Source organism: Herbaspirillum sp. BH-1, assembly GCF_002870055.1.
Classification (GTDB): domain Bacteria; phylum Pseudomonadota; class Gammaproteobacteria; order Burkholderiales; family Burkholderiaceae_D; genus Herbaspirillum; species Herbaspirillum frisingense.
This window is the reverse complement of the sequence record NZ_PKOI01000005.1, coordinates 228,674-244,406: the sequence shown is the minus strand read 5'-3', so window position 1 is coordinate 244,406 and position 15,733 is coordinate 228,674. Positions and strand designations below refer to the sequence as shown.

At 65.2% G+C, this 15,733-nt stretch carries 15 protein-coding genes; 7 read left to right on the top strand and 8 right to left on the bottom strand.

What is annotated here, in order from left to right; all coding sequences use genetic code 11:
* Positions 1 to 2: 2 nt before the first annotated feature.
* Positions 3 to 833 carry a VOC family protein gene (locus HBH1_RS09400; protein WP_102662527.1) on the bottom strand — a complete coding sequence of 277 codons (831 nt, stop codon included), beginning with the start codon at positions 831 to 833 and terminating at the stop codon, positions 3 to 5.
* Positions 834 to 1,095: 262 nt separating this feature from the next.
* Here HBH1_RS09400 and HBH1_RS09395 point away from each other — a divergent pair, with 262 nt between their 5' ends.
* Positions 1,096 to 3,132 (top strand): hybrid sensor histidine kinase/response regulator, encoded by a 2,037-nt coding sequence (locus HBH1_RS09395; protein ID WP_102662526.1) that lies wholly within the window; start codon positions 1,096 to 1,098, stop codon positions 3,130 to 3,132.
* Between the two features lie 167 nt (positions 3,133 to 3,299).
* Positions 3,300 to 3,713 (top strand): DUF2306 domain-containing protein, encoded by a 414-nt coding sequence (locus tag HBH1_RS09390; protein WP_102662525.1) that lies wholly within the window; start codon positions 3,300 to 3,302, stop codon positions 3,711 to 3,713.
* 14 nt (positions 3,714 to 3,727) lie between these two features.
* Here the strand turns inward: HBH1_RS09390 and HBH1_RS09385 are convergent, their stop codons facing one another.
* From HBH1_RS09385 to HBH1_RS09370, 4 genes are all read right to left on the bottom strand, one after another.
* On the bottom strand, positions 3,728 to 4,423 hold the full coding sequence (locus HBH1_RS09385) for a VIT1/CCC1 transporter family protein (RefSeq protein ID WP_102662524.1): 696 nt from the start codon (positions 4,421 to 4,423) through the stop codon (positions 3,728 to 3,730).
* A gap of 486 nt (positions 4,424 to 4,909) precedes the next feature.
* A complete protein-coding gene (locus tag HBH1_RS09380; RefSeq protein ID WP_233207575.1) occupies positions 4,910 to 5,359 on the bottom strand; it encodes a YeeE/YedE family protein in 450 nt (149 codons plus the stop codon).
* 23 nt (positions 5,360 to 5,382) lie between these two features.
* The gene (locus HBH1_RS09375; protein WP_102662522.1) at positions 5,383 to 5,817 is read right to left on the bottom strand and encodes a YeeE/YedE family protein; all 435 of its coding nucleotides are present in this window, start codon (positions 5,815 to 5,817) and stop codon (positions 5,383 to 5,385) included.
* A 2-nt stretch (positions 5,818 to 5,819) separates the two neighbouring features.
* The gene (locus HBH1_RS09370; RefSeq protein WP_102662521.1) at positions 5,820 to 6,137 is read right to left on the bottom strand and encodes an ArsR/SmtB family transcription factor; all 318 of its coding nucleotides are present in this window, start codon (positions 6,135 to 6,137) and stop codon (positions 5,820 to 5,822) included.
* A 203-nt stretch (positions 6,138 to 6,340) separates the two neighbouring features.
* Between HBH1_RS09370 and HBH1_RS25085 the strand changes: the two genes are divergently transcribed.
* Positions 6,341 to 6,694 (top strand): hypothetical protein, encoded by a 354-nt coding sequence (locus HBH1_RS25085; protein ID WP_158243287.1) that lies wholly within the window; start codon positions 6,341 to 6,343, stop codon positions 6,692 to 6,694.
* Positions 6,695 to 6,729: 35 nt separating this feature from the next.
* On the opposite strand, the gene HBH1_RS09360 is transcribed toward HBH1_RS25085, so the two are convergent.
* Entirely contained in the window at positions 6,730 to 7,659 is a 930-nt protein-coding gene (locus HBH1_RS09360) for a LysR family transcriptional regulator (protein WP_102662520.1), read from the bottom strand.
* A 99-nt stretch (positions 7,660 to 7,758) separates the two neighbouring features.
* On the opposite strand from HBH1_RS09360, the gene HBH1_RS09355 reads away from it, so the two are divergent.
* The 3 genes from HBH1_RS09355 (at position 7,759) to HBH1_RS09345 (ending at position 12,451) form a co-directional block, all read left to right on the top strand.
* Complete coding sequence (locus tag HBH1_RS09355) at positions 7,759 to 9,369, top strand: NADH-quinone oxidoreductase subunit L (protein ID WP_102662519.1); 1,611 nt, start codon at positions 7,759 to 7,761, stop codon at positions 9,367 to 9,369.
* A gap of 33 nt (positions 9,370 to 9,402) precedes the next feature.
* Positions 9,403 to 11,940, top strand: a complete 2,538-nt coding sequence (locus tag HBH1_RS09350) for a YbcC family protein (RefSeq protein WP_102662518.1) — start codon at positions 9,403 to 9,405, stop codon at positions 11,938 to 11,940.
* A 70-nt stretch (positions 11,941 to 12,010) separates the two neighbouring features.
* A complete protein-coding gene (locus tag HBH1_RS09345) occupies positions 12,011 to 12,451 on the top strand; it encodes a hypothetical protein (protein WP_233207574.1) in 441 nt (146 codons plus the stop codon).
* A 33-nt stretch (positions 12,452 to 12,484) separates the two neighbouring features.
* Here HBH1_RS09345 and HBH1_RS09340 read toward each other — a convergent pair whose 3' ends face one another.
* Complete coding sequence (locus HBH1_RS09340; RefSeq protein WP_174616810.1) at positions 12,485 to 13,360, bottom strand: MBL fold metallo-hydrolase; 876 nt, start codon at positions 13,358 to 13,360, stop codon at positions 12,485 to 12,487.
* Positions 13,361 to 13,483: 123 nt separating this feature from the next.
* Positions 13,484 to 14,461 (bottom strand): site-specific integrase, encoded by a 978-nt coding sequence (locus HBH1_RS09335; RefSeq protein ID WP_102662516.1) that lies wholly within the window; start codon positions 14,459 to 14,461, stop codon positions 13,484 to 13,486.
* A 185-nt stretch (positions 14,462 to 14,646) separates the two neighbouring features.
* Between HBH1_RS09335 and HBH1_RS09330 the strand changes: the two genes are divergently transcribed.
* Positions 14,647 to 15,711, top strand: coding sequence for a DNA-binding protein (locus HBH1_RS09330; protein ID WP_102662515.1), 1,065 nt, complete (start codon positions 14,647 to 14,649; stop codon positions 15,709 to 15,711).
* Positions 15,712 to 15,733 lie beyond the last annotated feature (22 nt).

Sequence of the window (15,733 nt, the reverse complement as noted above, 5' to 3'; positions counted from 1 at the left end):
CGCTAGGCCTGGAATTCGAACAGCGCCTGGAATGCCGGCAGGGCCACCACCAGCCGTTGCGGCTCCTGGTGCAGCGGCAGCCCCAGGGCTTGGGCCCCAGCGCTGATGCGCGCGAGGTCGCCGCCTGCAAAGCGCAGCGCCGCGAAAGCCGCCGGGCGCTGCGGTGCATAGGCGGCCAGCGCACCGAAGCGCGCCTGCAAGCCAGCGGCATCGGCAAATTCGAGTGCGAAGCCGTCTTCCCATTCCCCCAGGCGGGCATAGGCGGCCCGGGTTGCTTCGGGATCGGCATCGGTCACCAGCATGCTGGTGAGGCCCTGCACGCCATTGGCATGGCCCATCCATTCAGGGCGCCACACCAGTTCCGGCGTGAAGTGATGGCAGGCGTAGACACGGCCTGCGGCGAACTGGCCGGGAATCAGGCGCACGGTGGAAAAACGGGCATCGGTGGCAACCCCGTCCAGCAGCACCGGCCGCGAGAAGTGTTGCACCGGCTGCACCGCCAGGCCCAGTGCCTGCCAGGCGTCGTGGCAGGCCGGCACGTCGGCCACCGCATAGACCAGGCCGTCGAGGCCCAGCGGGCTGTCCAGGATTTCCTGGCGCACCTTGTCGCTGTCGCGGGGCTGGCCGATCAACTCCAGGTAGCCGCCGGGGAACATCACCAGATGGTTGACCGAGCCCAGTGTGTGATAGCCGCGCGGGGTGAGCGTAAAGCCCAGCGCCTGCAGTTGGGCATGGGCCACGTCGATGTCGTAGTGGGTATTGAGGACGAGGTGATCCAGCCGCGCGGGAATATTTTGCGCCAGCGGGAGCGTTTCGGGCAGACCTTGAGTCATAGAAGCCAATCAACAAGAATGAATCTGCCAGGAAGCGGCAGGCTGCCATTTTACGTGCGGCAAGCTGGCCTGTCATGGCAGGGGATTTGTCTCGGAAAGTGGCCGCGACGCCAAGCTTTCCGATAAGCTTGCCACCAAGCTCTACCGTGGCGGCGCAAGTGGGTGGACGCAGGCAGTCAATCGACCCGTACGAAGGCAAGTACGAATACAGTACGAAGACAGTACGATCAGGAAGGGCATTATTTTGGATCAGCAACCGGCAATGGAGGGGAACAGCCCCCTCAGCAGTGCCTATCGTCACGCCTTGCTGGAGGCTATCGATGATGGTTTTTGCATCATCGAGTTCATCGATGGGCCGGATGGCCCCTTGAGCGATTATGTCCACATCGAGGCCAACTCCGGCTATTACCGTCATACCGGCATCGAGGGCATCGTCGGCAAGCGCCTGCGTGAAATCGAGCCCGAGAATGCCCAGGTCTGGCTGGATGTGTATGGACAGGTCCTGCTGACCGGCCAGCCGCTGCGTTTCGAGCAGGAATTCAAGGCTGTCGGTCGTCATATCGAGGTCTCCGCCACGCGCGTGGGCCCGGTGGAAATGCGCCAGGTCTCGGTCCTGTTCCGGGACGTGACGGCGCGTCGCCGGACCGAGGCTGCCTTGCGCGAAAACGTCCAGCGCGTGCAACTGGCCCTGGAAGCCGGCGCCATCATCGGCACCTGGATCTGGGACATCCCCTCGGACCGCCTGAACGTCGACGAGGGCTTTGCCGTGGCTTTCGGCCTGGCGCCGGAGCGCGACCTGTCGCGCCTGTGCATCGCCGATGTCATGGAGGCGGTGCACCCCGACGACCGCGAGCTGCTGTCGGCCCGCATCCGCGAAACCCTGGCCCGGGGCGGCACCTACGCCCACCAGTACCGCACGCGTCGACGCGATGGCCGCTATTACTGGCTGGAAGCCAACGGCCGCGTCGAACTCACCCCGGATGGCGTGCCCAGCACCTTCCCCGGCGTGTTGATGGATATCGAAGGCCGGCGCGCCGTCGAAGCCGAGCGCGACCGCGCCCTGGCCGCCTTGCGCGCGCTCAATGAGACCCTGGAACAGCGTGTCCAGGAACGCACCACCGCCTTGCTGGAGGCCGAGGAAGCCCTGCGCCAGGCGCAGAAGATGGAAGCGGTGGGGCAACTGACCGGTGGCCTGGCGCACGACTTCAACAATATCCTGGCCGGCATCAGCGGCAGCCTGGAGCTGATGAAGGTACGCATGGCCCAGGGCCGCATCAGCGACATCGAACGTCACCTCAACGGCGCCCAGTCCGCCGTCAAGCGTGCTGCCGCGCTGACCCAGCGCCTGTTGGCGTTTTCGCGACGCCAGACGCTGGACCCCAAGCCCGCCGATCTCAATCGCATCGTGGCCGACATGCACGAACTGATCGGCCGCAGCGTCGGCCCGGCCATCACGGTGGAAACCATTGCCGCCGGCGGGCTCTGGCATACCTTCGTGGACGTCGGTCAACTGGAAAACGCCTTGCTCAACCTCTGCATCAATGCCCGCGACGCCATGCCGCATGGGGGCCGCCTCACCATCGAGACCGCCAACCGCTGGCTGGACGACATGGCGGCCATGCAGCGCGGTGTGACGCCGGGCCAGTATGTGTCCCTATGCGTGAGCGATACCGGCACCGGCATGTCGCCGGACGTGGTGGCGCGTGCCTTTGATCCCTTCTTCACCACCAAGCCCACGGGGCAGGGGACGGGGTTGGGCCTGTCCATGGTGTATGGCTTTGCCGGCCAGTCGGGCGGTGCGGTACGCATCTATTCCGAACTGGGCCAGGGCGCCACGATCTGCATCTACCTGCCGCGGCACCACGGCCAGGCGGGCGAAGAAGACCTGCTCATGCCGGACGAAGCCGGTGCCACGGCAGCGCCAGGCAGCAAGACCATCCTGGTGGTGGACGATGAACCGCTGGTGCGCATGGTGACCGTGGAGGTCCTGTCCGACCTGGGCTACAGCGTGCTGGAGGCCGAAGACGGCCCGACGGCCCTGAAGCTGCTGCAAGCCTATCCGGAGCTGGACCTGCTGATCACCGACGTCGGCCTGCCCAATGGCATGAATGGCCGCCAACTGGCCGACGCCATCCGCGCGCCGCGACCGGATTTGCCGGTGCTGTTCGTGACCGGTTATGCCGAGAACGCGGTGCTCAACCACGGCCACCTGGAACGGGGCATGCAGGTATTGACCAAGCCGTTCGCAGCCGATGTGCTGGCGCGGCGGGTGCGGGAGCTGGTGGGGGAGGAAAGGTAGTCCGCGAGCCCCAGTCGAGTTCCTGAAGGCAGTAGTCTGAACGGTGGAGGCACGGCTGCTCCCGTTGGCAGCATTTCAGGCAAGGCAATCTGCATCTGGTCGCATGACGCTGGCGACGCGTGGGCACAGCCGTGACAATCGGGTCCATCGTTTTACCGGAAACCGCCATGTCCCCGACCCCCATCGTCACCCTACACCTGAGTGCTGCGCTGTGTGCCGCGGCAATCGGTCCGCTCGCCCTCTGGACCCGCCTGGGGCGCACGGTACGTCCGCGCTGGCATCGCGTCCTCGGTTATGGCTGGCTGGGCTGCATGGTCAGCACCGCGCTGTCAGCGCTCTTCATCCGTTCGCATGACTTGCCCAATGTCGGCGGATTTTCGCTCCTGCATCTGTTGGTGCCGTTGACCGGGGTGGGGCTCTATCGCGCCATCACCGCAGCCAGGCGCGGAGACATCGTCCAGCATCGGCGCACCATGCAGGGCATCTATGTCGGCGCCTGTCTGGTGGCGGGGCTCTTCACACTGCTGCCCTCACGCTATCTGGGGCGACTGGTCTGGGGGCAATGGCTGGGCTGGCTGTGACCGAGCTGGCCCGTCTAGACAGCCGCGCCAAAGAATGAACCGATGGCCGCTGTGCTGGCCATGGCCAGCGAGCTCCACAGGCTGACTCGCAAGGCACCCTTCCAGAGGTTGGCGCCCCCGGTCCGGGCCGCGACCGCGCCCAGCACCGCCAGCGACAACAGGGCAGCGATCACGATCGCCTCCAGCAGCACGCCTGCAGGGGCCAGCCATACCACGGCCAGCGGCAGGGCTGCGCCCACCGCGAAACTCAGCGCCGAGACCAGCGCAGCCTGTACCGGACGCGCGGTGGTGGTTTCGGAGATGCCCAGCTCATCGCGGGCATGGGCGTCCAGGGCGTCGTGGGCCATCAACTGGGTCGCTACCTGGTGCGCGGTTTCCTGCTTCAGGCCACGACGCATGTAGATCGCCATCAACTCGCGATGTTCGCCCTCGGGGTCGGTCGCCAGTTCTTCCTTTTCCTGGCTCAAGGCCGCCTTTTCGCCATCGGCCTGGGAATGCACGGAGACATATTCGCCGGTGGCCATGGACATGGCTCCAGCCACCAGGCCAGCCACGCCCGTCAGCAATACGTTTTCGTGGCTGGCGTTGGCGGCCACCACGCCCACCAGCAGGCTGGCAGTAGAGACGATGCCGTCATTGGCACCCAGGACGGCGGCACGCAGCCAGGAAATGGCATCGACCTTGTGATGTTCGAGATGGAATCTGGGCATGGCAGTGCAGTAGGCGAGGTGTCGGAATGGCGCAGATTCTAGGGGTGGGGCGGCGAGAATGCCATGACAATTAGCGAAAATGAGGGCAATTCGCATTTGTTTGACGCTTGGTGAAGGAACTGACAGGCGCTGACTTCCTGCAATCCCACGAGGATGACAGACGGGATGATGGGCCGCTCGCGGTAGTGGCCGATGCCGCAGGTTTTAGCGCTCTGCTAGTCTGGGCTGCAGGATCGCCTATTCGTTTCCGCTGACACAGCAAAGGCTGCAGAGCCTGACATAGCACCATCACCAGAAGGAGAACATCATGTCCGATCGCAAGCCCAAGACTGCCATCGCAATCGTTGCCGCCATTGCGGTGGTGGCACTTATCGGTGGCGTTTCCTTGCTGGGGATGTTCCAGGCCGCTGGCCACAGTTGACCGGCAGCGACACGACGCCGCGGCAGGCCGGGTGCAAATCCCGCAGAGGGCATGAACCTCTACGTTTAGCCCTGACTGCCGTGGCGTGACCTGCTCTCCAGCCATCGGAACAGCACCATCCCGGCCAGCATCGCGACCACGAAGACCATCCCTTTCCGTTCTCCCTCACCCAGCAGCACCAGTGCCGGGCCCGGGCAGATGCCGGCGATTCCCCAGCCGACCCCAAATAGCAGACTGCCCAGAATCAGGCGCCGGACAATGCGCGTGGCAGCGGGCAGTTGCATGGGCTGTCCCAGCAGCGATTGCTGCATCTTGCGGGCGCGCGCGAAGGCGATCACACCGACCCCGATCGCTCCACCCATCACGAAGGCCAGCGAAGGATCCCACGCCCCCGCCAGATCAAGGAAGCCGAGTACCTTGGCCGGATCGGCCATGCCGGAGACGATCAGTCCCAGGCCGAACAGGAGGCCGGCTACCCCTGCAGCGAGCGCAGCGAGCATCTCTTTGTTATTCATCTTTGCATCCATGGAGGGTGAACTCAGAATCCGGCCAGGTGGCGCAGCAGGTAGACGCTGACGAAGCCGGCGCCCATGAAGCTGGCAGTGGCAACTGCCGACCGCGGAGAAAAGCGGGACAAGCCACAGACGCCATGTCCGCTGGTGCAGCCGGCACCGTAGCGCGTGCCCACCCCCACCAGCAAGCCGGCCAGCGCGACCTGCGGGTGGCCGGCGTCGATGCGCACCGCGGGCAGAGCAGTGATGGCGCCATAGAGCAGCGGCGCCAGCAACAGTCCCAGCACGAACAGGACGCGCCAGCCGGTGTCGCGCGAGGGGGGCTGCAGCAGCCCGGCCACGATGCCGCTGATACCGGCAATGCGGCCAGTGAAAAGCACCAGCAGGGCGGCAGCGGCCCCGATCAGCATACCGCCCACCAGCGCCCCGCCGGGGGTAAAACTGTTCCACGCAATGTGCATGTTCATTCCTTCGGGCAGTAGAGTTGGTACATCAGCTCGAGCATCGCCAGCAGCCGTTCATCGGCCACACGGTAGTAGACGCGCTTGCCGTCGCGGCGGGTAGCAACCACGCCCTCGTTGCGTAGCACGCCCAATTGTTGCGACAGGGTGGGCTGCCGGATATCAAGCGCTTCCTCCAGTTCGCTGACGCACATCTCCTGCTGCGACAGTTGGCACATCAGCAGCAGGCGGTCTTCGTTGGCAAGGACTTTCAGGGCGGTCACCGCTTCACCGGCGGCCTGGCGCATCTGATCGGCGCGTAGCGGGGTTACGTTGCTCATGCGCTTTCAATATCAAAAAAGATAATATATTAAAATATATAATAATGGCCGCAAGCGGACAACGCAAGGATTTCAGGAAAGGGGCCAGAAAGAGGCGGGACTGCAGGCGGGAGGGTGGGCAGGACTGCTGCAGAGGTCGCACAAGGAGGCAGCGGGCGGACCGGTGTTGGCGCGGTCCTCGCCCGGATGATTCAGGATGCAGCGTGCAGCAGATCGATCATCCGACAACTGGCCTGTCTGGCGGCCGCCATGGCTTCTTCGGCAAACGCGAAAGGCGCGTCTTGTCCGCAAAACTGCAGTTCGCCATTGATGTAGAGATCCCAGGTCCAGCCACCGACACCGGTTCTTCCATTGCCGCCTGTAGCGCCGCCGTCTGGGCTGGCCGGACATTTGAGCTCGATCCGGACCAGCTCGTTGCGATACCTGAAAAGTGCCTTTCTCATCTTCCCCGCCGCGTTCTTATCGTGGAGCAGGTGGCTTTGACAAAGCTCATCCTGAACTGCCCCAGTGTACGCTATTACCCCAATGACAACAGTGCTATTGAGCCACATGCATGAAATGCAATCATTGCCAATACAGCAATAGCAGTCATCTATGGATTTTCACTTGGCGGAGGTACGCTTCCTGCCTCGCGCGGCCCAGGCCCGGGGCCGAGCAGCTTGTCTAGCCATTCGGCGTGATGATGGTGGGGCGTGGTGATGGCATAGAAGCTTTCGACCAGTTCACTGGTCTGCCCGGCCACGACCAGGGTGCCGTTGCGCAGTTCATCCTGCACCACCACTTCCGGCAGGACGGTCAGCCAGCCGCTGTCGCGGGCGATCAGTCGCAGCATGGCCATGTCGTCGACTTCGGCGCGCATGCGGGGGCGCACGTCGTTGGAAATGCACAGGGCGTCGAACTGCATGCGCAGTGCGTGGCGCGGCCCGGGTAGGGCCATATCCACGCCTTCCAGATCTTGCGGGATACGCAGGCTGCGGCTTTCCCAGCGCTGCGCCGGGCCCACCACCGATACTGCCTGGCTGCCCAGGAAACGGCAGTGCAGCGGACGATCCGGGTCGGAGGGCACCGTCTCGTTGGCCAGGACCACGTCCAGCTGGTGTTGCACCAGGCGCTCCAGCAGGCCCTCCAGCAAGCCCGATTCCAGGGTCAGCGACACGCTGGCGTCCGACATGATCGGCCTCAGCCAGTTTTCCTGATAGTTACGCGACAGCGTCGCCACGCTGCCCACCCGCAGCCGGGTGATGCCGGCGGAGCGGCCTTCCAGGCGGCCCAGCATTTCCTGGCTCAGGCCGAAGATATTGTCGGCATAGGTGAAGACCAGTTGACCGGTATCGGTCAGGCTCAGTCGACGGCCCTCGCGGATGAAGAGATCTTCTTCCAGCTGCTTTTCCAGCTGACGAATCTGGGCCGACACCGCCGATTGCGAGGTATGGAGCTCTTCCGCCGCGCGGGTCAAATGGCCGAGCTTGGCGACGCGCCAGAAATAGCGCAGATGATGGAAATTAAGCTGTTCTAGTCGCATCGTTCTTTTTTATCGATTGATTTGTTCATATAAATGTAATTTACAGAACGATCGTTGACAAGCATCATCCGGCCATCGCACTGCATGAGGCTTCCTGTCATGACCACCATTTCCGTACTTTCCTGCGCGGCCTGGGTAGCCCCGGGGCTGATGTTCGCCATGGCCACCCTGGCGGCCGCCACCTCGTTGCCACCCATGCGTCTGTGGCGTTGTTACCAGGCCCTGTCAGGCCTGGCGCTGTTGCTGGCATTGTCGCTGGCCGTAGCGGCCTTGTTCTTCGACCGCCATGCTGCTCCTTGGCCCGGGGTTCTGGGCACGTCCACCCTCGGTCTGGTGCTGGCGCTGCTGGTGCAGGGCCTGGGTACGGTGATCGGCAGCTTTTCGGCTCGCTACCTGCAGGGGGAGGGCGGTCAGCGCCCCTACATCGCGGCCCTGTCGGTGGTGCTGATGGCCGTGCACCTCTTGCAGCTGGCGGACCACTGGCTGGTGCTCATCGCCGCCTGGGCGCTGGTCGGTCTGGCGCTGGAAAAGCTGCTGTGCTTCTACCCGGACCGGCCCTTTGCGCGCCTGGCGGCATACAAGAAACGCATCGCCGACCGCCTGGCCGATGTGCTGCTGGTCGCAGCGGCCGCACTGGCGTGGTCGGCGGTCGGCAGCGGTTCGTTGCCGGCGCTTTGGTCTCACCTGGCTCACCTGCCTCACGCGGAGCAACATGGCATGTCCCCGGGCCTGCAGCTGAGCGCACTCTGCCTGGTGCTGGCGGTGATCCTGCGTACCGCCTTGCTGCCGGTGCATGGCTGGCTGATCCAGGTGATGGAGGCGCCCACGCCGGTCTCGGCCCTGCTGCATGCAGGCGTGGTCAACCTGGGCGGCTTCGTGCTGGTGCGCTTTGCACCGCTGCTGGAGCAGGCCGTGGCCGCGCGCAGCGTGCTGCTGGTGGTCAGTGGCGGGACGGTGCTGCTGGCCGGGCTGGTCATGCTCACACGCATCAGCATCAAGGTGAAGCTGGCGTGGTCCACCGTGGCGCAGATGGGTTTCATGCTGCTCGAATGCGCTGCCGGCCTGTACATGTTCGCGGCCCTGCATCTGATCGGTCATTCACTGTACAAGGCGCATGCCTTCCTGTCCGCGTCGTCGGTGGTGCGGGACACCCGGCTGCAAGCCCTGCATGCGCCGGCCCTGCCATCCACGGCCAGCGTGGTCGCAGCACCACTGCTCAGCGCTGCGTTGGTCCTGGCCCTGCAAAACGTCAGTCCCCATGCGGCCTGGCCGTGGTGGTGGAGCGGGGTGCTGGCCCTGGCCTGGGCACCCTTGTTGTGGCTGCCGCAGCGGCCGGAAGGGTCACGCCTGCGCAGCGTCGGCCTGGGGTTGGGTGGCGCCGCCGGCCTGACGCTGGCCGCCCTCGCGGCGCACTGGTTGCCGCTCCAGATCGTCGATTTCCCCCGCACCGGCTACGGCGTGCTGGCGCTGCTGACCATGCTGGCCCTGTATGTCTGCATGGGCTTGCTGCAGCTTCGCCCGCAAGCCATGGCGGCATGGCGTCGCCGCAGTTACGCCGGCTTCTACCTGGATGAGGCCTACACCCGCCTGGCCTTGACCCTGTGGCCATCCGACTGGGCGCCCAAAGCGCGCCGTGCGGCCGCAAATCAACAGACTAATCAGGGTACAACGCAGACCGCGCCCAGCTTGCTGGGCGATGCCCGGCATTGAGCCAGCCAGATCCGGATCACAAGGAGAACACCCATGAATGCCTTCCATCAGAATGCCCAGACAGCGCTGGCCAGCGCGCCGGTGCAGGCACAGGCCTGGGCCGGGCAACAGGACCGCCTGCTCGAACAAGCCTGCCAGGACGCCTGCGGCGCTATTGCCCCGGCCTGGCCACTGGATCGCGCCATTGCCGTCAATCCCCACTGGACCCGCGTGGGTATGCCGCTGCGCCAGGTTGCTGCCCGCATGCTGCTGCTGGGCGGGATCCAGGTCTTCCCGCCGCAGGAGCAGTTACGCCAGGCCTGGGAGCAGGGCCGCGTCACCCGCGACGACTTGCGCTATGCGCTGCAACAGTCGCAGGAAGCGGCTGACCGTGGCATCGACGAGGCCCATTGCCTGGCGATGCTGGCCTCGCCCACCCAGGTGCAGCGGCTGCCCTTGCTGATCGACGTCCTGGACAATGATCCGCAGCGCCATACCCGGCTGTCCTGGCGGCAGGCCATCACGCACCAGGTCAGCCAGACCTGCGCCGCCTATTTCGACCGTCACCAGGCCGATTGGCAGCCGCAGCGCGGCATGGGCCTCTACGCCTTCTGGCGCGAGACGCTGGAGCATGACCACGGCATCGGCCTGTTGATGGGCCTGCCACACATCGCCGACGGGATCCGCGCCTTGCCGCCCAGCGCCCACGAGGCCGAGCGCTGGGTCATGCAGCACCTGGGTCTGCCCAGCGAAGTCTGGGCCGATTATCTGGAAGCAGTGCTGCTGACAGTCAATGGCTGGGCCTCCTGGTGCGCGTATCTAGGCTGGCAGGCGCGCCTGGAACAGGGTGAGGACCAGCACCTGCGCGAGCTGCTGGCCATCCGCATGGCCTGGGGCGCCTTGCTGCTGGAGTGCAAGGACGATGCCGCGACCGGTCACGCTTTCCACACCGTCCAGCAGGCCTGGGCGCGTTCGCCGGAACGGTTGCAACAGGCGCAGCACGATCTGCTGGTGGACGAACTCTGGCAGGTGGCCCTGGAGGCCGGCTATCAGCGCCGCCTGGCCCAGCAGCTGCAGCGCCAGGGCGAGCCCACCGCGAGCGCTGCCCCCACGATCGAGGTGCAAGCCGCCTTCTGCATCGACGTGCGCAGCGAGCCCTTGCGCCGCGCCCTGGAAAACGTACATCCGGGCACGCAGACCCTGGGCTTTGCCGGTTTCTTCGGCCTGCCGGTGGCCTATACCCCGCTGGCCAGCGAAGCCAGTCGACCGCAATTGCCTGGCCTGCTGGCACCGGCCTACCAGGTGCGCGATACCATCCAGCCAGCCGGCGCCGCCCGGCCCAGCAGTGTGCTGACCGATGCCGTGGGCCGCAGCCGGCGCCAGACCCTGGCCACCCAGGAACAGTGGCAGGGCAATACCCGCTGGCCGGGGTCGGCGTTTTCCTTCCTCGAGGTGGCCGGCGTGACGGCGCTGGGGGGCTTGTGGAAGTGGTTGCGCCCCGGACAGGCCGAACGCGCGCGGGACGACCTGCACGGCTTGCCGCGCCGTTACCGCCAGCTCTGCCGTCCGCAACTGAACGCCATCTCGCTCCCCGACAAGATCACCCTGGCCGCGCGGGTGCTGCACGCCATGGGACTGGATAGGCAGATCGCGCCGCTGGTGCTGCTGGTGGGCCATGGCAGCCAGTCGGCCAACAATGCGCATGCAGCCGCCCTGGATTGCGGCGCCTGCTGCGGCCAGACCGGCGAGGTCAATGCCCGTACGCTGGCACAGCTGCTCAACGAGAGCGAGGTGCGGCGCGGCCTGCTGGAGCGGGGGATCCTCATGCCCGAGGACAGCCGCTTCCTGGCCGTCCTGCACAACACCACCACCGACGAGGTGGAGGCCTTCGATCTGGACCTCTTGCCGACGAACGCCCGCCAGCGCTGGGAAGCCCTGCAGCCGACCCTGGCCGAGGCCAGCGACCGGGTGCGCCGTGAACGCGCCGGCCGGCTCGGCCTGCAGGCCACGCTGACGCCACCGGCCCTGTTGAAGGCATTGCGCCGGCGCGCCAATGACGGCGCCGAGACCCGTCCGGAATGGGGGCTCACCGGCAATGCCGCCTTCCTGATTGCGCCCCGCGCGCGCAGCCGTGGGCTGGATCTGGGCGGTCGCTGCTTCCTGCACGATTACGACGCCAGTCAGGACACCGACGGCAGCGTGCTGGAACTGCTGATGACCGCGCCCATGCTGGTGACCCACTGGATCAACTGGCAGTACCACGCCTCCACCAGCGACCCGGTGCGGCTGGGCAGCGGCAACAAGCTGCTGCACAACGTGGTGGGCGGTACCATCGGCGTATTCGAAGGCAATGGCGGCGATCTGCGCATCGGGTTGTCGCGCCAGTCACTGCATGACGGCCAGCAGTGGGTGCATGAGCCCTTGCGGCTGACGGTGGTGGTGGACGCCCCGCAGGCGGCCATCGACGACATCGTCGCCCGCCATGCCATCGTGCGGCAGTTGCTGGAGCATGGATGGCTGCACCTGTGGCGCTTTGCCGGCAGCGGCCTGGTGCAGTGGAAGCAGGGCGGCTGGCAGGGTCTGGCTCTTTGAAAACCCCGGGACGCCCGGTATTTGAGGTAGCATGGTCGCCGTTTTGCCTACCCTGATCGCCGGAGAACCCATGAAATCCACCCAGCCCGCCCTCGGCCCCTTGCCCGGACCTGGCCTGTCGCACCGGTCGCTCCGGTCGATTGGCGGAGGGTGGCACCACCTCGCCATGCTGTGCCTGGGGCTGGCGCTATCGGGCTGTGCCACCGAAGCCTATCGCGCCACCGAAAGCCAGTGTGCACCGGCGGCCTACGCGCAATACCCGGTGATCAACCAGACCCGCATGGAGATGCGGACCCGCCCCATCCAGGTGCCGACCGGGCAGACCCGCTGCAGCTCGGTCACCAACGGCAACCGTACCGATACTGTCTGCCAGGACATCACCCGTACCGAGTACCAGCAATACCCGGTCTACGTCACGGTCGACATCAACGAATACGGCCGCGACCAGGTCATCGCCGCCTGCACCCGCAGCCAGTGCCTGCGCACGCACGGCAATCCGGACTGCAAATAGACTGAGAGACTGATTGGCTGAGGACGGAGCCGTTCAGACCGCGTCCAGCGGAATCTTCAGGTAGCGCACGCCGTTGTCCTCAGGCGGCGGCAACTGGCCAGCGCGCATGTTCACTTGCACCGAAGGCAGCAGCAATACCGGCATACCCAGGGTGGCATCACGGGCGCTGCGCATGGTGACGAATTCTTCTTCACTTATACCGTCGCGCACATGAATGTTGTTCTGGCGCTCCTCGGCGACGGTGGTCTCGAATTGCAGGGCGCGGCCATTGGGCTGGTAGTCGTGGCACAGATAGATCCGGGTGTGCGCCGGCAGACTCAATACCTCATGGATGGAGCGGAACAGGGTGCGCGCATTCCCGCCAGGGAAGTCGCAGCGGGCGGTGCCGTAGTCGGGCATGAACAGGGTATCGCCGACGAAGGCCGCGACCTCGCCGGCTTCTTCCACGACATAGGTGATACAGGCCGGCGTATGGCCCGGTGTATGCATCACGCGGGCATGAAGCTCACCGATCTGGAACCGTTCGCCATCGGCAAACAGGTGATCGAACTGGCTGCCGTCCCGGGCAAAGTCACCACCCGCATTGAACAACTTGCCGAACACACCCTGCACCTGGCGAATGTGTTCGCCGATGGCGATACGCCCGCCCAGCTTGCGCTTGAGATAGGGAGCCGCCGACAGGTGGTCGGCGTGGGCATGGGTTTCCAGGATCCACTGGACCGAGGCGCCCAGTTCCCCGACGCGCCGGATCAGCAGATCGGCGCTGGCCGTCGCGGTACGTCCGGACTTGGGGTCGTAGTCCAGCACGCTGTCCAGCAGCGCGCATTGTCCGGTGGAGCGATCCAGCACGATATAGCTGACGGTACTGGTGGCGGGGTCGAAATGCCCTTCGATGTGCAGCTTGTTCATGTGGATTCCTTCCATGTCGGTGAGCACTCTCTATCAAGATGCATGCCAGCCAATGTTTTCCAAAGACGCCAGTTTGCCACTGTCGGCATGCTTGCGGCAGCGTGTTGCGTCAAAATGCCGGCCTTAACTGTCTGGCGCATCGATTGCGGGTGAAGGCAAAGGCTTGGCCGGCAGCAAGCGCTCCAGCATGTCGCGATGATAGGGATCATGCGAATCCACGTAGCGCGAGGCCGAGCTGATGTTCTTCCAACCGACATATTCCATCAGTGCGCGCAGCTCCCACCCATTGGCGCTGGCCCAGCTGGCAAAGCCGCGGCGCAACGAGTGCGCGCTGTACAGATGAACATCGGCAATGCCGGCCGCGCCCAGGATGCGGCGGAGCAAAGGAATGATGCTGGCGGCATGGATGGCGTCCTCGCTGATGCGGCCCCAGCGATCGATGCCGCGCAATACCGGACCGCTGCGCACGCCGCTCACCGCCAGCCAGTCAAGATAGGCCGCCACCGGGCAAAGCCGCGACAGCGCCGGCGTCAGATAGGTGCTGCCCTTGAGACTGCGGTCGGTCTTGGTGCGCGGCAGCTGGATGCGCATGCCCTGGCCGGCCACCGCTTCGATGCGCTCCACTTCCAGGCGTGCCAGTTCATCACTCCGAAAGCCCCGCCAGAAACCGATCAGCAACAAGGCCTTGTCGCGGGCAGGCCGTAGCAGATCGGCAGAGCGGCCCTGCTGGCGAGCCAGGTCCTGTTGCTGCTCCAGCCAGCCCACCGCCTGCTCCAACGCATCCAGTTGCAGCGGGCGGGCACGCCTTTCCTGGGCGGGATGCACTTCCTGGATGCCGCGCAGCATCTTGCGGACCACCGGCGCCTTGGTCGGGTCGGGAAAGCCCTGGTCGACGTGCCACTGACCCAGCGCGGAGACCCGCTGCTTGAGCGTGTTGTGCGCCAGCACGCCGGCATAGCGGGCCAGGTAACGCAGAATCCTCTCCGCCGTGGCCGGCAGGAAGCCACCCCATTCCTCCTCGAAGTGCTTTACGGCGGCGCGGTAGCTGCGACGGGTGTTCTCGCGGGTGGCAGCGTGCAGGTAGTCGTCAATGGCAATCATGGCGAGTCGCGCGCATCAGGCGCAAAAGAGGAAGAGCAGGGCTGAAAAGCGGCATTTTAGCCGATGGGAACAGATAATCAGCCAATATCCAACCTCAATATTAAGATTATATTTGGCCACATCTCTTCATTTGTATTACGTAATTACGTATTATGTAATACATCATCAAATAACAGGATGCGATCATGGCCCGGACCGGCTTGTACAAATCGGAAGTGAAGAAAGCCCGCGACAGCTTGCTGGCGCTGGGCCGGCACCCCTCCGTGGATGCAGTACGCGTGGAGTTGGGCAATACCGGGTCCAAGACCACCATCCACAAATATCTGAAGGAATTGGAAGAAGAGGAGGGCATCGGACAGCAGCCTCGCAGCATCAGCGCGGCCCTGCAGGAGATGGTGGAGCGCCTGGCGTCCCAGCTGCAGGCCGAGGCCGATGAGCGCGTGAGCGCCGCCAGGGAAGAGGTGAGGGCAGTCACAGCCCGGATGGAGCAGGCCCTGGCCGAGGCCAACGCGGCCAATGCGGAGTTGTCGACCCGGCTGGACCTGGCCGGAAAAGCCCTGATCGCTGCCCGTGCCGCCCACGAAAGCAGCCGGGAGGAATGCCAGCAACAGGCCGTCGCCCTGCGCGCACTGGAGGTGCGCACCACCGCCTTGCAGGAACGCCTGGAGGAAAACGAACAGCATCGGCTCTCCCTCGAAGACAAGCACCAGCACGCCCGCGCTGCCCTGGACCACTACCGCAGCGCCGCCAAGGAACAGCGCGAGCAGGATCAGCGGCAGCATGAGCAGCAACTCCAGACGGTGCAGGCCGAACTGCGTCAACTGCGCCAGGAGCTCATCGTCAAGCAGACGGAAATCACCCGCGTCAACCAGGAGGGGGTGCGCCTGGTGGCCGACCTCTCGCCTGCGCGGCAAGCCCTGGTGGAGCAACAGGCACTGGCGGATCGGCGCGAGCAGCAGCTGGAATCGCTGCAGCAGGTGGCGGCCGGCAAGCTTGTGCTGGAGGCGCAACTGGCCGACAGGAATGCAGCGCTGGCAAGCCTGCAGGCCAGCCGGGCCCAGACCGAGGAAGCCCTGGCCGGCGCCCGCAAGCAATTACAGGAGACGGAAATAGAACTGGCGGCCGCCCGCGCCAGGCTGGAAACCCACGAAGCGCTGACGCTGGCATGGCGCCAGCAGAGAAATCATGAAGGAGAGGGTGATCAGCAGGCGCCGTCTTCAGGGCCAGAAGATGCCTGCTTGAACCGGTGACCGGCAGCGTCGAGCCGGTTGC

Coding starts and splice junctions, on each gene's coding strand:
- HBH1_RS09400 (WP_102662527.1), bottom strand. CDS start 833: ATGACTCAAGGTCTGCCCGAAACGCTCCCGCTGGCGCAAAATATTCCC.
- HBH1_RS09395 (WP_102662526.1), top strand. CDS start 1,096: ATGGAGGGGAACAGCCCCCTCAGCAGTGCCTATCGTCACGCCTTGCTG.
- HBH1_RS09390 (WP_102662525.1), top strand. CDS start 3,300: ATGTCCCCGACCCCCATCGTCACCCTACACCTGAGTGCTGCGCTGTGT.
- HBH1_RS09385 (WP_102662524.1), bottom strand. CDS start 4,423: ATGCCCAGATTCCATCTCGAACATCACAAGGTCGATGCCATTTCCTGG.
- HBH1_RS09380 (WP_233207575.1), bottom strand. CDS start 5,359: ATGAATAACAAAGAGATGCTCGCTGCGCTCGCTGCAGGGGTAGCCGGC.
- HBH1_RS09375 (WP_102662522.1), bottom strand. CDS start 5,817: ATGCACATTGCGTGGAACAGTTTTACCCCCGGCGGGGCGCTGGTGGGC.
- HBH1_RS09370 (WP_102662521.1), bottom strand. CDS start 6,137: ATGAGCAACGTAACCCCGCTACGCGCCGATCAGATGCGCCAGGCCGCC.
- HBH1_RS09360 (WP_102662520.1), bottom strand. CDS start 7,659: ATGCGACTAGAACAGCTTAATTTCCATCATCTGCGCTATTTCTGGCGC.
- HBH1_RS09355 (WP_102662519.1), top strand. CDS start 7,759: ATGACCACCATTTCCGTACTTTCCTGCGCGGCCTGGGTAGCCCCGGGG.
- HBH1_RS09350 (WP_102662518.1), top strand. CDS start 9,403: ATGAATGCCTTCCATCAGAATGCCCAGACAGCGCTGGCCAGCGCGCCG.
- HBH1_RS09345 (WP_233207574.1), top strand. CDS start 12,011: ATGAAATCCACCCAGCCCGCCCTCGGCCCCTTGCCCGGACCTGGCCTG.
- HBH1_RS09340 (WP_174616810.1), bottom strand. CDS start 13,360: ATGAACAAGCTGCACATCGAAGGGCATTTCGACCCCGCCACCAGTACC.
- HBH1_RS09335 (WP_102662516.1), bottom strand. CDS start 14,461: ATGATTGCCATTGACGACTACCTGCACGCTGCCACCCGCGAGAACACC.
- HBH1_RS09330 (WP_102662515.1), top strand. CDS start 14,647: ATGGCCCGGACCGGCTTGTACAAATCGGAAGTGAAGAAAGCCCGCGAC.